This window comes from Pseudomonas violetae, from assembly GCF_023072615.1.
In the GTDB taxonomy this organism is placed as follows: Bacteria; Pseudomonadota; Gammaproteobacteria; order Pseudomonadales; family Pseudomonadaceae; genus Aquipseudomonas; species Aquipseudomonas violetae.
Window position 1 is genome coordinate 21,688 of record NZ_JAKNRW010000004.1, and the last position, 13,376, is coordinate 35,063.

A 13,376-nucleotide genomic window follows, 5' to 3' on the forward strand; every position below is an offset into this window, starting at 1 on the left:
GGAGTACGCCATCGCGGGCAAGCCCTGCCACAGGATCCGCTGTACTTCAAAAAATATCTGAGAAACCACTGTGTGAGCAAGGCTTGCCCGCGATGGCTTACCGATTAACGCAGCAAAAACACCTGATGCAACTCATCCAGCGTTTCAAAGTGATAAGCCGGGGTTTCAGCGCTCAGCTCTTCACGACTGCCGAAACCATACCCCACTGCAGCCGCATCCAGCCCGTTGCTGCGAGCGCCGATCAGGTCGTGCTTGCGGTCGCCGATCATCAGAGTGGTGGTCGGGTCCAGGCCTTCTTCGGCCATCAGGTGAGCAATCAGCTCGACCTTATTGGTACGGGTGCCGTCCAGTTCGCTGCCGTAGATCACCTTGAAGTGTTTGGCGAAATCGAAGTGGCGGGCGATTTCCCGGGCAAAAACCCAGGGCTTGGAGGTCGCAATGTACAGTTGGCGGCCCTGCCCTACGAGGGTTTCCAGCATCGGCGCGACCCCGTCAAAGACCCGGTTCTCGTACAACCCGGTGACCTTGAAACGTTCGCGGTAAAAGTTGACCGCCTTCCAGGCTTTGGGCTCATCAAAGTCGTAGAACTGCATGAACGCTTGGAGCAGCGGCGGACCGATGAAGTGTTCGAGCTTGCTCAGGTCGGGCTCGTCGATCCCCAACTTGCCCAACGCAAACTGAATCGAACGGGTAATGCCCTCCCGCGGGTCGGTCAAAGTGCCATCGAGGTCAAACAAGACGTTCTGGTAATGCATGTGGAATCCTGAGTTGAGTTTGCCGGGTCAGAGCGGGTTGTAGCCTTCAGCCAGGTGCAAATCCTTGAGCTTCACGTAGTTGGCCGCGCTGTAAGTGAAAAAAGCGCGCTCCTTGTCAGTCAACTCACGAACCTGTTTCACCGGGCTGCCCACATAGAGAAAGCCGCTTTCCAGGCGTTTCCCCGGCGGTACCAGGCTGCCTGCGCCGATGATCACATCGTCGGCGACGACCGCGCCGTCCATGACGATACTGCCCATGCCAATCAATACCCGGCTGCCCACCCTGCACCCGTGAAGCATGACCTTATGCGCGATGGTCACGTCGTCGCCGATCAGCAACGGGAAGCCATCCGGATTGAAAGGGCCGGCATGGGTGATATGCAGCACGCAGCCATCCTGGACGCTGGTACGTTCACCAATCCGGATGCGGTGCATGTCGCCCCGAATCACCGTCAGCGGCCAGACGGAACTGTCTTCGCCGATTTCGACGTCACCGATCACCACCGCCGAACGGTCAACAAAAGCGCCGTTGCCCAGCAATGGCGTATGGTTCTGATACTTGCGAAGCGTCACGATAGGTTCTCTCTCTGTTGCTGATAGCTGCGGTCGGCGTCGATTGTAATTAAGATGGGGCAATGTTTCTTCCAGCCAAGGTGCCAACCGTGAGCGTGAACAACCCTCTTTTGCAGTCCTACGACCTGCCGCCGTTCTCCGCGATCCGTGCCGAGCACGTGCAACCGGCCATTGAACAGATACTGGCCGATAACCGCGCCGCCATTATCGAGATCCTCAAGACCCAGGGCAAACAACCGACCTGGTCCGGCCTGATATTGGCGATGGACGAATTGAACGATCGCCTGGGCGCTGCCTGGAGTCCCGTCAGCCACCTGAATGCCGTGTGCAACAGCGCTGAATTGCGCGAAGCCTACGAGTCCTGCCTGCCAGCCTTGAGCGCCTACTCCACCGAGATGGGCCAGAACCGCGAGCTGTTCCAGGCCTTCGAAGCCTTGGCCAACAGCCCGGAAGCTGAAGGATTCGACGTCGCGCAGAAAACTATCCTGGAACACTCACTGCGCGACTTCCGTCTGTCGGGTATCGACCTGCCAGAAGCCGAGCAGAAACGTTACGCCGACGTACAGAGCAAGCTGTCGGAGCTAGGCAGCCGCTTCTCCAACCAGTTGCTCGACGCCACCCAGGCGTGGACCAAGCACGTCACGGATGAAGCCAACCTTGCCGGCTTGACCGATTCCGCCAAGGCGCAAATGGCTGCAGCCGCGCAGGCCAAGGAGCTCGATGGCTGGCTGATCACTTTGGAATTCCCGAGTTACTACGCGGTGATGACCTACGCCCATGACCGCGCCCTGCGTGAAGAAGTCTACGCCGCCTACTGCACCCGTGCTTCGGACCAGGGTCCAAATGCCGGACAGAACGATAACGGCCCGGTCATGGAAGAAATTCTCGACCTGCGCCAGGAGCTCGCCAAACTGCTGGGCTTCGCCAGTTTTTCAGAACTGAGCCTGGCTACCAAAATGGCCGAGTCCAGCGACCAGGTCATAAGCTTCCTGCGCGACCTGGCCAAGCGCAGCAAGCCGTTCGCTGCCCAGGACCTGGAACAGCTCAAGGCCTACGCCGCCGAACAAGGCTGCCCGGACCTGCAAAGCTGGGACAGCGGCTTCTACGGGGAAAAACTGCGCGAACAACGTTACAGCGTTGCTCAGGAAACACTTCGCGCCTATTTCCCGATCGACAAAGTACTCAGCGGCTTGTTCGCCATCGTTCAGCGTCTATACGGCATCGAGATCGCCGAGCATAAAGGGTTCGACACCTGGCACCCGGATGTCCGCCTGTTCGAGATCAAGGAAAATGGTCAACACGTGGGCCGATTCTTCTTCGACCTGTATGCTCGCGCCAACAAGCGCGGCGGAGCCTGGATGGACGGCGCCCGCGACCGTCGCCGCACCGCTGAAGGTGCGCTACAAAACCCCGTGGCCAACCTTGTGTGCAATTTCACGCCAGCCGACAGTGGCAAACCAGCCCTGCTGACCCACGATGAAGTGACCACGCTGTTCCACGAGTTCGGTCACGGCCTGCACCACCTGCTGACCCGCGTCGAACACGCCGGCGTATCCGGCATCAATGGCGTGGCCTGGGATGCGGTCGAACTGCCGAGCCAGTTCATGGAGAACTGGTGCTGGGAACCGCAAGGGCTGGCATTAATCTCGGGGCACTACGAAACCGGCGAACCGCTGCCTCAGGATTTGCTGGAAAAAATGCTTGCGGCGAAGAACTTCCAGTCCGGGCTGATGATGGTCCGCCAACTTGAGTTTTCGCTGTTCGACTTCGAGCTACATGCCACCCACGGCGATGGCCGCAGCGTACTGCAAGTACTCGAAGGCGTACGCGACGAGGTCTCGGTGATGCGTCCACCGGCCTACAACCGCTTCCCCAACAGCTTCGCGCACATCTTCGCTGGCGGATACGCGGCGGGTTACTACAGCTATAAGTGGGCTGAAGTGTTGTCAGCCGACGCCTTCTCGAAATTTGAAGAAGACGGTGTACTCAATGAACAAACAGGTCGAGCCTTCCGCGAAGCGATCCTGGCACGAGGCGGCTCACAGGAGCCCATGGTGCTCTTTGTCGACTTCCGCGGCCGTGCCCCATCGATTGACGCACTCTTGCGCCACAGCGGCTTGAGTGAGGACGCAGCAGCATGAGCGAGGAGCCTGTGATTACCAAGAGACGCTTTATTGCCGGGGCCGTTTGTCCAGCATGCAGCGAGCCGGACAAGTTGATGATGTGGAGCGAAAACGACGTCCCCCATCGTGAATGTGTGGCCTGCGGTTATGCCGACACCCTCAATGAACAAGGCTTGTCAGTGCCCAAGGAGCTGGGCACTCGGGTCAATACTTCAGCGCTGAAAGCCGTGGACGCGAAAGTACAGGCGGTACAATTTTTTCCGAACCCAAAATTGAAGAAAAAGCCCGACGAACCACAGTGAGTTACCGCCACCCTTTACCTGTAAATGGGAATGGGGTGGCACTGTTCTCCCAGCGCACACTCACTCTACATTGGCCGACTTTAACCAACTCTTCATCGAGCAAGCAGCAAAAGGACTGGTGCTGCAGTCGCCGTTGGCCAATGCGGTACGCAGTTTTCCGGTATCGACCTGCATGATGTAACGCACACCATCCCGGAAATGGGTATTGTCTCCGAAGCCGCCTTGAGTCATTTCATCAAGGGCCTCTTCCTTGCTCCACCCCTGGATAACGACTCGATACATCGCCGCCATCAAACCGGTGCGATCGGAGCCGTGCTTGCAGTGCATCAGCACCGGCCCGTTGCTTTCTGCATCGCGAATGGCTCGAAGCACCTTAAGCACGTCCGCATCATCGACGTGATTAGTCCGATACGGCAGTTGTATCTGAGTGATCCCAGGCGACGACAACCAGCCTGAGTCAGGCTCGGGCAGGAAGTTAATGACCGTGGCTACCTTGAGCTCCGTCAGTAGAGGCACTGCAGCTCGATCTGGCAATGCGCTGCGGTAAAGCGTTGGGGACATCTGAAAGAGGTTGTACCGGATTTCGACCGGTTGCGCCCATTCTCCCGGGCGGGTCGACCAAGTGTCCTCGGCGTGAGCGTATGAGAAACTGAAAGTTGCGGCCAGCAAGCATAAGAATGCAGCAGTTGAAAAACTTCGTGGGAACATGCTCGAACGACCAGGGGTAGATGTGGAGAATTGACCCCAGTTTCACTGTTGAAGAGTCAACGCTTTGTGAGGCGGTTGTCAAAGAACCGTGAATTCAAAAAAAACGGCGCAAAGACTCGCGCCGAAGTCAGGGAAACCGCTCGATATGTATTGGCTCTCAATATTTATAAAATAGTAGTGCGCATATCAGGGATTAACAATTTTTGAATAGGCTTTAGCCAACGCCAGAAGAATGGCTTTGTCTTGTGCATCAAAATCGCCGTTGCCATCCAGATCACGATGGGCGGGGCCCATGGTGAAGGTAGTACCGCCATCACTTGATACGGCTTCGCGGTGAAGGGATTTCACCAGATAGTCGATTTTATCGCCGTTAACTGGATGATACCCCTCCTCTTTCGTCGCAAACTGCATGGACACTCGAACTTCCTTCGGACTAACGACAGAAGGCCTTAGCAATTGAAGAAAGATGCCGCGCTGATTGTAGAAAGACATTTATTAAATCCTTTTAATAATTGAGGTATGAACACTTCCGTGGACCAAGAGAATACTGACAGTCGTGATGATTACGCCAGGCTCGATATATTTCTCAACATGACCTGAACAACACTCAACCATCAGGCGGGCGCCGAATGGCACTGTTCGAACACCCTGGCGCCCTGTAGTGTATAAAAATACAGTTCAAGAGACCCTTTCGATGGCTACTCCACTTCCGCCGCGTGGCCGCGGCACCGCCACCAACCCGCACAATCGTTTCGCGCCGAATCGTTCGGTAGCCGAGGACGACGGTTGGTATCAGGAAGTACCGCTCACACAAGGCACGGAAGTACGCTTCGAAACGGCGAAAACCATCATCACTCGTAACAACTCACCAGACCTGCCCTTCGATCGTTCAATCAACCCTTATCGCGGCTGTGAACACGGGTGCATCTACTGTTATGCCCGGCCCAGCCATGCCTATTGGGACATGTCGCCCGGACTCGATTTCGAAACCCGGCTGATCGCCAAAACCAATGCCGCCGACGTGCTGGAAGAACAACTATCCAGGCGCGGCTACCAATGCGCGCCGATCAATCTGGGTTCCAACACGGACCCCTATCAACCGATCGAACGCGAACACAGAATCACCCGTAAAACCCTGGAAGTGCTGCTGCGCTACCGGCATCCGGTGACCATCATCACCAAGGGTTCGCTGATTCTTCGGGACCTGGACCTGTTGACCGAACTCGCCCGGCAGCGGCTGGTGGCGGTAATGATCAGCCTGACCACTCTGGACGATGAGCTCAAGCGCATACTCGAACCACGCGCCGCAGCACCGAAGGCCAGGTTAAGAGCCATCCGCGTGATGCGTGACGCCGGAATTCCGGTAGGGGTGCTGTGTTCGCCGATGATTCCCATGATCAACGAAAGCGAACTCGAAAGTCTGCTCACCGAAGCGCAGGCAGCCGGCGCCCAGAGTGCCGCCTATATGATGTTGCGCCTGCCTCTGGAAGTGGCACCACTATTTGAGGAATGGCTGGCCACGCATTATCCTCAGCGAGCTGCGCATGTATTGAGCCTGATCCGCCAAAGCCGTGGGGGTGAACTGTACGACAGTCGATTCGGCGCTCGTATGCGCGGCGAAGGCCCTTTTGCCGACTTGCTTGCGCAACGCTTCGCCAAAACCATCAAACGCCTGGGGCTGAATCGTCGGGAAGGTTTTGATCTGGACTGCAGTGCCTTCTGTCCCCCGGGTCGCCAAATGTCGCTGATTTGAGGACAATTGGCCTATGTTTGAGCTATGGCAAAGCATCTGGCCATGACACCGGTCACGTTTTTTGTGACCTGGAACACTTGTTCTAGAGCGGTTGATTCAGTTTGAGTTAAGTTTCGCGGGCTACCTTGTTCATCGAGTGACTGACGGGTCGAGATTTTTTGGCCTGGATGGTTTTAACAGCCACTGGCTTCACATCGGACAAAACGGGAAAATTCCCTGACTCCGCTTAAGAGGATGAATTCATGAGTGACAAGGATAAACAGCCGTTGGCTGCGTCGGCCTCCACCCAATCCGAGGCGGAGTCCGCCGATGCAGCGCTGCGGCATATCGTTGACGGCTTCTTGCATTTTCATCACGACGTCTTCCCTCAACAGGAAGAACTCTTTAAAAAACTCGCGACGGCACAAAGTCCCCGGGCGATGTTCATCGCCTGCGCCGACTCGCGCATTGTTCCTGAATTGATCACCCAAAGCGCACCAGGCGATCTGTTCGTGACCCGTAACGTAGGCAACGTCGTGCCGCCTTATGGACAAATGAACGGTGGCGTTTCCACCGCCATCGAATATGCGGTGCTGGCGCTCGGCGTGCAGCACATCATCATCTGCGGACATTCCGATTGCGGCGCCATGCGCGCAGTGTTGAACCCCGATAGCCTGGAAAAAATGCCAACGGTCAAAGCCTGGTTGCGGCATGCAGAAGTGGCGAAGACCATGGTTCATGAGAACTGCAATTGCGCCAATGAAAACGAAAGCATGCATGTCCTCACCGAAGAAAACGTGATCGCACAGCTCCAGCACCTACGCACGCACCCTTCGGTGGCCTCACGCATGGCCAACGGCCATCTGTTTATTCATGGCTGGGTCTACAACATCGAAACCAGCGAAATAAAAGCTTACGACGCGGACAAAGGTTGTTTCCTGCCATTGGATGGCAGCCATCCGATCCCGGTGGCGACACCCAAAGCGCGCTTCTAACTCCTCCTAAACCCCCTGTGTGGCAAGGTCGAGGCCGCTGAACAAGCAGCCTGGCTTTGCCATGCCTGAAGAAATGTCGGGAGAATCAACATGCGTGCTGCGCAACTCAAAGCTGCACTGCCACGGGAGCTGCTGGCTTCGGTGGTCGTATTTCTGGTGGCCCTGCCCTTGTGCATGGGCATCGCCATCGCTTCCGGCCTGCCACCCGCCAAAGGCCTGATCACCGGGATCATCGGCGGCCTGGTAGTAGGCTGGCTCGCCGGCTCCCCCTTGCAAGTCAGCGGTCCTGCCGCCGGGCTCGCGGTACTCGTCTTCGAACTCGTGCGCCAGCACGGCGTCGCCATGCTGGGGCCGATCCTGCTGCTGGCGGGGTTTCTACAGCTGGTGGCCGGTCGGTTGAAACTGGGGTGCTGGTTTCGGGTAACGGCGCCAGCAGTGGTTTACGGTATGCTCGCCGGCATCGGTGTCTTGATCGTGTTGTCCCAGGTGCATGTGATGCTCGACGGTGTGCCCAAACCCTCCGGCTTGGACAATCTGGCCGCCCTCCCCACAGCCGTTGCACAAGCCTTGCCATCGGTTGGCTGGCAGGCTGGGTTGCTCGGTCTGGGGACGATTGCAGTGATGTGGTTGTGGGAAAAGTTTCGTCCATACGCCCTGCGCTTCATACCAGGTGCCTTGCTTGGAGTGGGGCTGGCAACTGTGGCCAGCCTCATGCTGGCTTTGCAGGTCAAACGGGTGGAAGTCCCGGCCAACCTCGCGCAAGCGATCGACTGGCTGAAGCCGGTGGACTTGCTGAACCTGGCCGATCCAAACCTGCTGATCGCTGCGTTTGCCGTGGCATTTATCGCCAGCGCCGAAACCTTGCTCTCCGCCGCAGCAGTAGACCGCATGCACAGTGGTCAGCGCTCTGACTTCGATCGGGAGCTGTCTGCGCAGGGTGTGGGCAACATGCTCTGCGGCCTGCTAGGTGCGCTGCCTATGACCGGGGTGATCGTGCGTAGCTCGGCCAACGTGCAAGCCGGCGCGACCACTCGGCTGTCGGCGGTTTTCCACGGGCTGTGGTTGCTGGCTTTCGTATTGTTGCTCTCAAGTGTGTTGCAGAGCATTCCGGTGGCAAGCCTGGCGGGTGTTCTGGTTTACACCGGGTTCAAACTGGTCGACCTCAAGGCGTTTCGCGGTCTGGGGCGTTACGGCAGGATGCCGATGTTCACGTATGCGGCGACCGCAGTGGCGATTGTCTTCACTGACCTGCTGACTGGGGTGTTGATCGGTTTTGGCCTCACACTGGCGAAGCTGGCGTGGAAAGCTTCGCGCCTGAAGATCAGTCTGATCGACCTGCCTGCCGATGGAGAGATGGAGTTGCGCTTGACCGGTGCAGCGACCTTTCTCAAGGTACCGGCGCTGACGCAGGTGCTGGGCACTATTCCCCCGGGTGCGACCGTGCACGTGCCGCTCAATAACCTGAGCTACATCGACCACTCGTGCCTGGAGTTGCTTGAAGAGTGGGGTCGGGCCAATGCGGCGAAGGGTTCAAAGTTGCTGATCGAAGCGCGTGGGTTAAAGCGCAGGCTGGAAGGGCGTTTGCGCACCACCACCGGCGTAGGGTCTTCGGGGTAAAACATCAACAATGTGGGAGCGAGCCTGCTCACTCCCACATTGGATTGTATCGGGCACAGAATCAAGCCGCAGGCTGATCCAGGTCCAGGCCCACGCCTAACCGGCGCGACATGCACGGCCAACGCTTCCAAGCGGCGCCAGTGTCTGGGCTGCTCAGTTTCTCGCGATAGGCTTCAACCGACTCCAGCGCAAAACTCTGGTCGTCGAGCATTTCATCGAGCGCGTGGTGCACGGCCTCGTCCAGCTGGTTGGCAAATGCCTCTCCGATCAACTGGTGGGCGATCAGGTTGGCAACAGTCATGTCCAATGGGATCAAGGGCTGGCCGAGATGCTTGATGTACAGGTCGTTGACCTCTTCGACAAAGCGATGAGCCAGGTAGGCTTCATCCAGCAGGCTGTCGAGCCCTATGTGACCGTCCATGATGGCAGGCGGCTGGAGGAAATACTGCTCGGCGATTTTCAACACAGGTGTGATCTGCGATTCGATACCGGCTTCCTTTGCCACTTCGTTGGCTGCATCCAGCAGGTCAGGAACCTCGTCGATGTAAGCGGCGACAAAACGTGTCAGCACACCCTTGGGGTCCGTCTCCGGCAATTGGATGGACGGGTGCAGATGTGGCAGTTGGCTTTCCAGCTGACGAGTCAGCAAGCCAGTCCCTGCTTCGTGCTGTTGGGCTTTTTGGATCTGCTCGCGCAATGCGGCGGTGTTCATGAAAACTCCAGGAAACAAGGCAAAGAAATAGGGAAGACATAACTTAGCTGGCGTAGGAAAATTCCTCAGACGCATTTGTCATAATTATTTCACCCTTAAGACATCAAAGTTATATCCATTTGCCACCACTCGTCTGCATCCTTCTCCATTCGTGCCCTTGAGCGCAAGTGCGCTCTGTCTCGGTTGTTTTACGCCTTCACATTGCGAGGTCTGAGTCGCTGTCTATACTCGGGTTGGAATGGAGTTAGCTGATGACGCCCGACTGCACACGCAGCAAGGCCCGGCAATCAAGTTCGTAGTCTGACAAGCCGCTCCCTTGCCGCAGGTGAAAGCCGGCGGGATAACAAGAACGATAAGGGGAACCCGCAATGATGCGACATCCACACGTCTGGATGGGCCTCCTGTTGTGGTCGATTTTCAGTCAGGCGCAAGCTGCCTGGACTGTGAATATGGCGCCTGGAGCGACTGAAATCAGTCACGCAGTATTTGACCTGCACATGACCATTTTCTGGATCTGTGTAGTAATCGGCATCATCGTCTTCGGCGCCATGTTCTGGTCGATGATTCTCCACCGCCGCTCGACCGGGCAGGTGGCCGCAAAATTTCATGAAAGTACTACCGTAGAAATCCTCTGGACCATCGTGCCCTTCCTCATTCTGGTCGCCATGGCGGTTCCCGCGACTGCGACCCTGATCAAGATGTACGACGCCAGTGAGCCGGATATCGATATCCAGGTCACCGGCTATCAGTGGAAGTGGCACTACAAATACCTGGGCCAGGACGTCGAGTTCTTCAGCAACCTGGCCACACCTGCCGAGCAGATCCACAACAAGGAAACCAAGGGCGAGCACTACTTGCTCGAAGTCGACAAGCCGCTGGTGCTGCCGATCGGCGCCAAGGTGCGTTTCCTGGTGACCTCAGCCGACGTTATCCACTCCTGGTGGGTGCCCGCCTTTGCGGTCAAGCGCGATGCCATTCCCGGGTTCATCAACGAAGCCTGGACCCGCATCGACAAGCCCGGTATCTACCGTGGCCAGTGCGCAGAGTTGTGCGGCAAGGATCACGGTTTCATGCCGATCGTGGTCGAGGTCAAGGAAAAGGCCGACTACGAAAAATGGTTGGGCGAACGCAAGGCTGAAGCGGCGCAGCTCAAAGAACTGACCAGCAAGGAATGGACTCTCGACGAACTCAAGGAGCGCGGCGACAAGGTCTATCACACCACTTGCGTCGCCTGTCACCAAGCCGAAGGCCAGGGCCTGCCGCCGATGTTCCCGGCACTCAAGGGCTCAAAAATCGCTACCGGACCGAAAGAAGCGCACTTGGGCATTGTCTTCCACGGCAAACCCGGTACCGCCATGGCGGCGTTCGGCAAGCAGCTCTCGGAAGTCGACATCGCAGCGGTCGTGACTTACGAACGTAACGCTTGGGGCAACAACAAAGGCGACATGGTCACGCCAAAAGAAGTGCTGGAGCTGAAACAGGCGCAAAGCAAATGACCCGGTCTATTGCGTACCCAAGGAACCGGTCGGGGCAACGCGCCCCGGCCTGCCTAGCCCATCTGTTTGCAGGAGACACGCCATGAGCGCCGTCATCGATGACCATGGTCATGCCGACCACGCCCACGGCCCCGCGAAAGGCCTGATGCGTTGGGTGTTGACCACCAACCACAAGGACATCGGCACGCTGTACCTGTGGTTCGCGTTTTCCATGTTCCTGCTCGGTGGTTCGTTCGCGATGGTGATTCGCGCCGAACTGTTCCAACCGGGCCTGCAGATCGTACAGCCGGAATTCTTCAATCAGATGACCACCATGCACGGTCTTGTGATGGTCTTCGGTGCGGTGATGCCGGCATTCGTCGGGCTGGCCAACTGGATGATCCCGTTGATGATCGGCGCTCCGGATATGGCCCTGCCCCGGATGAACAACTTCAGCTTCTGGCTGTTGCCGGCGGCGTTCATTCTGCTGGTATCGACCCTGTTCACCCCCGGTGGCGGACCTAACTTCGGCTGGACGTTCTACGCCCCGCTGTCGACAACCTATGCACCGGAAAGCGTAACCTTCTTCATCTTCGCCATCCACTTGATGGGGATCAGTTCGATCATGGGCGCGATCAACGTGATCGCCACCATCCTCAACCTTCGCGCCCCTGGCATGACGTTGATGAAGATGCCGCTGTTCGTCTGGACCTGGCTGATTACCGCCTTCCTGCTGATTGCGGTGATGCCGGTACTGGCCGGCTGCGTGACGATGATGCTGATGGACATCCACTTCGGCACCAGCTTCTTCAGTGCTGCCGGCGGCGGTGATCCAGTGTTGTTCCAGCACGTGTTCTGGTTCTTCGGACACCCCGAGGTGTACATCATGATTCTGCCGGCCTTCGGTGCCGTCAGCTCGATCATCCCGACCTTTTCGCGCAAGCCCCTGTTCGGCTATACCTCAATGGTCTACGCCACGGCGAGCATCGCGTTCCTGTCGTTCATCGTCTGGGCGCACCACATGTTTGTGGTCGGCATTCCGCTGGTGGGCGAGTTGTTCTTTATGTACGCCACGCTGCTGATCGCCGTGCCGACCGGGGTCAAGGTGTTCAACTGGGCCAGCACCATGTGGCAAGGCTCACTGACCTTCGAAACGCCGATGCTGTTCGCCGTGGCGTTCGTGATCCTGTTCTCCATTGGCGGCTTCTCCGGTTTGATGCTAGCCATCGCTCCAGCGGACTTCCAGTACCAGGACACCTACTTCGTGGTCGCGCACTTCCACTATGTACTGGTGCCAGGGGCGATCTTCGGGATCTTCGCTTCAGCATATTACTGGCTGCCGAAATGGACCGGCCACATGTACGACGAAACCCTCGGCAAGCTGCACTTCTGGCTGTCGTTCATCGGCATGAACATGGCGTTCTTCCCGATGCACTTTGTGGGGCTGGCGGGTATGCCGCGACGGATTCCGGACTACAACCTGCAGTTCGCCGACTTCAACATGGTGTCGTCAATCGGCGCGTTCATGTTCGGCACCACGCAGCTCTTCTTCCTGTTCATCGTGATCAAAACGATTCGCGGCGGCCCACCAGCACCGGCCAAACCGTGGGATGGCGCCGAAGGCCTGGAGTGGAGCATCCCGTCTCCGGCGCCGTACCACACCTTCACCACGCCGCCGGAAGTGAAATGAACACCCTCGGCCTTGCAGGAATTACTGTGGGAGCTTGCTTGCCAGCGATGGCTGCCTGCCTGACACACCGCGTCGGCCGCATCGCTGGCAAGCCAGCTCCCACAGGGGTCTCGGTATGGAGCTGGAACCATGGCTGACTCGATTTCGATGAAAAAACTGGTCACCCGCCTGCTGATGGTGGTGGTGGCAATGTTTGTCTTCGGGTTTGCCCTGGTGCCGATCTACGACGTGATGTGCAAGGCGTTCGGTATCAATGGCAAGACGTCCGGACAGTATGAAGGGGAACAGACAATCGACCTGTCGCGCCAGGTACGGGTGCAATTCCTTTCCACCAACTCCGCCGACATGTCATGGGACTTTTATCCCAAGCACGATGAACTGACCGCCAACCCCGGCGCGGTGAACGAGATGATCTTCATCGCGCACAACCCAACCGATCGCCCGATGAGCGCCCAGGCCGTGCCCAGCATCGCGCCCAGCGCAGCAGCAGCGTACTTCCACAAAACCGAATGTTTCTGCTTTACCCAGCAAGTGCTGCAGCCCGGTCAACGGATCGAGATGCCGGTACGTTTCATCGTTGACCGTGACATGCCCAAGGATGTGAAGCACCTGACGCTGTCCTACACGCTGTTCGATATCACCGCCCGACATCCACCGGTAGCTGTAAACACTGGCGGCTGAGCGTGCCCGATAA

13 protein-coding genes are annotated in these 13,376 nt (G+C 57.6%); 8 read left to right on the top strand and 5 right to left on the bottom strand.

Going from position 1 to position 13,376, the window contains the following annotated elements:
• Positions 1–104: 104 nt before the first annotated feature.
• The gene (locus tag L9059_RS06725) at positions 105–755 is read right to left on the bottom strand and encodes an HAD family hydrolase (RefSeq protein WP_247289519.1); all 651 of its coding nucleotides are present in this window, start codon (positions 753–755) and stop codon (positions 105–107) included.
• 27 nt (positions 756–782) lie between these two features.
• Positions 783–1,328: a gamma carbonic anhydrase family protein gene (locus L9059_RS06730; protein ID WP_247289521.1), complete on the bottom strand. Its 546-nt coding sequence runs from the start codon at positions 1,326–1,328 to the stop codon at positions 783–785.
• 62 nt (positions 1,329–1,390) lie between these two features.
• Here L9059_RS06730 and prlC point away from each other — a divergent pair, with 62 nt between their 5' ends.
• Both prlC and L9059_RS06740 read left to right on the top strand, forming a co-directional pair.
• On the top strand, positions 1,391–3,469 hold the full coding sequence (gene prlC, locus L9059_RS06735; protein ID WP_247289523.1) for an oligopeptidase A: 2,079 nt from the start codon (positions 1,391–1,393) through the stop codon (positions 3,467–3,469).
• A complete protein-coding gene (locus L9059_RS06740; RefSeq protein WP_247289524.1) occupies positions 3,466–3,753 on the top strand; it encodes a YheV family putative zinc ribbon protein in 288 nt (95 codons plus the stop codon). Before prlC ends, L9059_RS06740 begins: the two co-directional genes overlap by 4 nt.
• 60 nt (positions 3,754–3,813) lie before the next feature.
• Here the strand turns inward: L9059_RS06740 and L9059_RS06745 are convergent, their stop codons facing one another.
• Both L9059_RS06745 and L9059_RS06750 read right to left on the bottom strand, forming a co-directional pair.
• Positions 3,814–4,461 (bottom strand): phosphatase domain-containing protein, encoded by a 648-nt coding sequence (locus tag L9059_RS06745; protein ID WP_247289526.1) that lies wholly within the window; start codon positions 4,459–4,461, stop codon positions 3,814–3,816.
• 186 nt (positions 4,462–4,647) lie between these two features.
• Positions 4,648–4,953: a hypothetical protein gene (locus tag L9059_RS06750; RefSeq protein WP_247289527.1), complete on the bottom strand. Its 306-nt coding sequence runs from the start codon at positions 4,951–4,953 to the stop codon at positions 4,648–4,650.
• A 202-nt stretch (positions 4,954–5,155) separates the two neighbouring features.
• On the opposite strand from L9059_RS06750, the gene L9059_RS06755 reads away from it, so the two are divergent.
• From L9059_RS06755 to L9059_RS06765, 3 genes are all read left to right on the top strand, one after another.
• Positions 5,156–6,214 carry a PA0069 family radical SAM protein gene (locus L9059_RS06755; RefSeq protein WP_247289529.1) on the top strand — a complete coding sequence of 353 codons (1,059 nt, stop codon included), beginning with the start codon at positions 5,156–5,158 and terminating at the stop codon, positions 6,212–6,214.
• Between the two features lie 242 nt (positions 6,215–6,456).
• Positions 6,457–7,188 (top strand): carbonic anhydrase, encoded by a 732-nt coding sequence (locus tag L9059_RS06760; protein WP_247289530.1) that lies wholly within the window; start codon positions 6,457–6,459, stop codon positions 7,186–7,188.
• A 90-nt stretch (positions 7,189–7,278) separates the two neighbouring features.
• A complete protein-coding gene (locus L9059_RS06765) occupies positions 7,279–8,805 on the top strand; it encodes a SulP family inorganic anion transporter (RefSeq protein WP_247289531.1) in 1,527 nt (508 codons plus the stop codon).
• A gap of 61 nt (positions 8,806–8,866) precedes the next feature.
• Here L9059_RS06765 and L9059_RS06770 read toward each other — a convergent pair whose 3' ends face one another.
• The gene (locus L9059_RS06770; protein WP_247289532.1) at positions 8,867–9,517 is read right to left on the bottom strand and encodes a hypothetical protein; all 651 of its coding nucleotides are present in this window, start codon (positions 9,515–9,517) and stop codon (positions 8,867–8,869) included.
• Between the two features lie 368 nt (positions 9,518–9,885).
• Here L9059_RS06770 and coxB point away from each other — a divergent pair, with 368 nt between their 5' ends.
• From coxB to L9059_RS06785, 3 genes are all read left to right on the top strand, one after another.
• Positions 9,886–11,013: a cytochrome c oxidase subunit II gene (gene coxB, locus L9059_RS06775; protein WP_247289533.1), complete on the top strand. Its 1,128-nt coding sequence runs from the start codon at positions 9,886–9,888 to the stop codon at positions 11,011–11,013.
• Positions 11,014–11,095: 82 nt separating this feature from the next.
• Positions 11,096–12,682 carry a cytochrome c oxidase subunit I gene (gene ctaD / locus L9059_RS06780; RefSeq protein ID WP_034149470.1) on the top strand — a complete coding sequence of 529 codons (1,587 nt, stop codon included), beginning with the start codon at positions 11,096–11,098 and terminating at the stop codon, positions 12,680–12,682.
• A 129-nt stretch (positions 12,683–12,811) separates the two neighbouring features.
• A complete protein-coding gene (locus L9059_RS06785; RefSeq protein ID WP_247289534.1) occupies positions 12,812–13,363 on the top strand; it encodes a cytochrome c oxidase assembly protein in 552 nt (183 codons plus the stop codon).
• Positions 13,364–13,376: the final 13 nt, after the last annotated feature.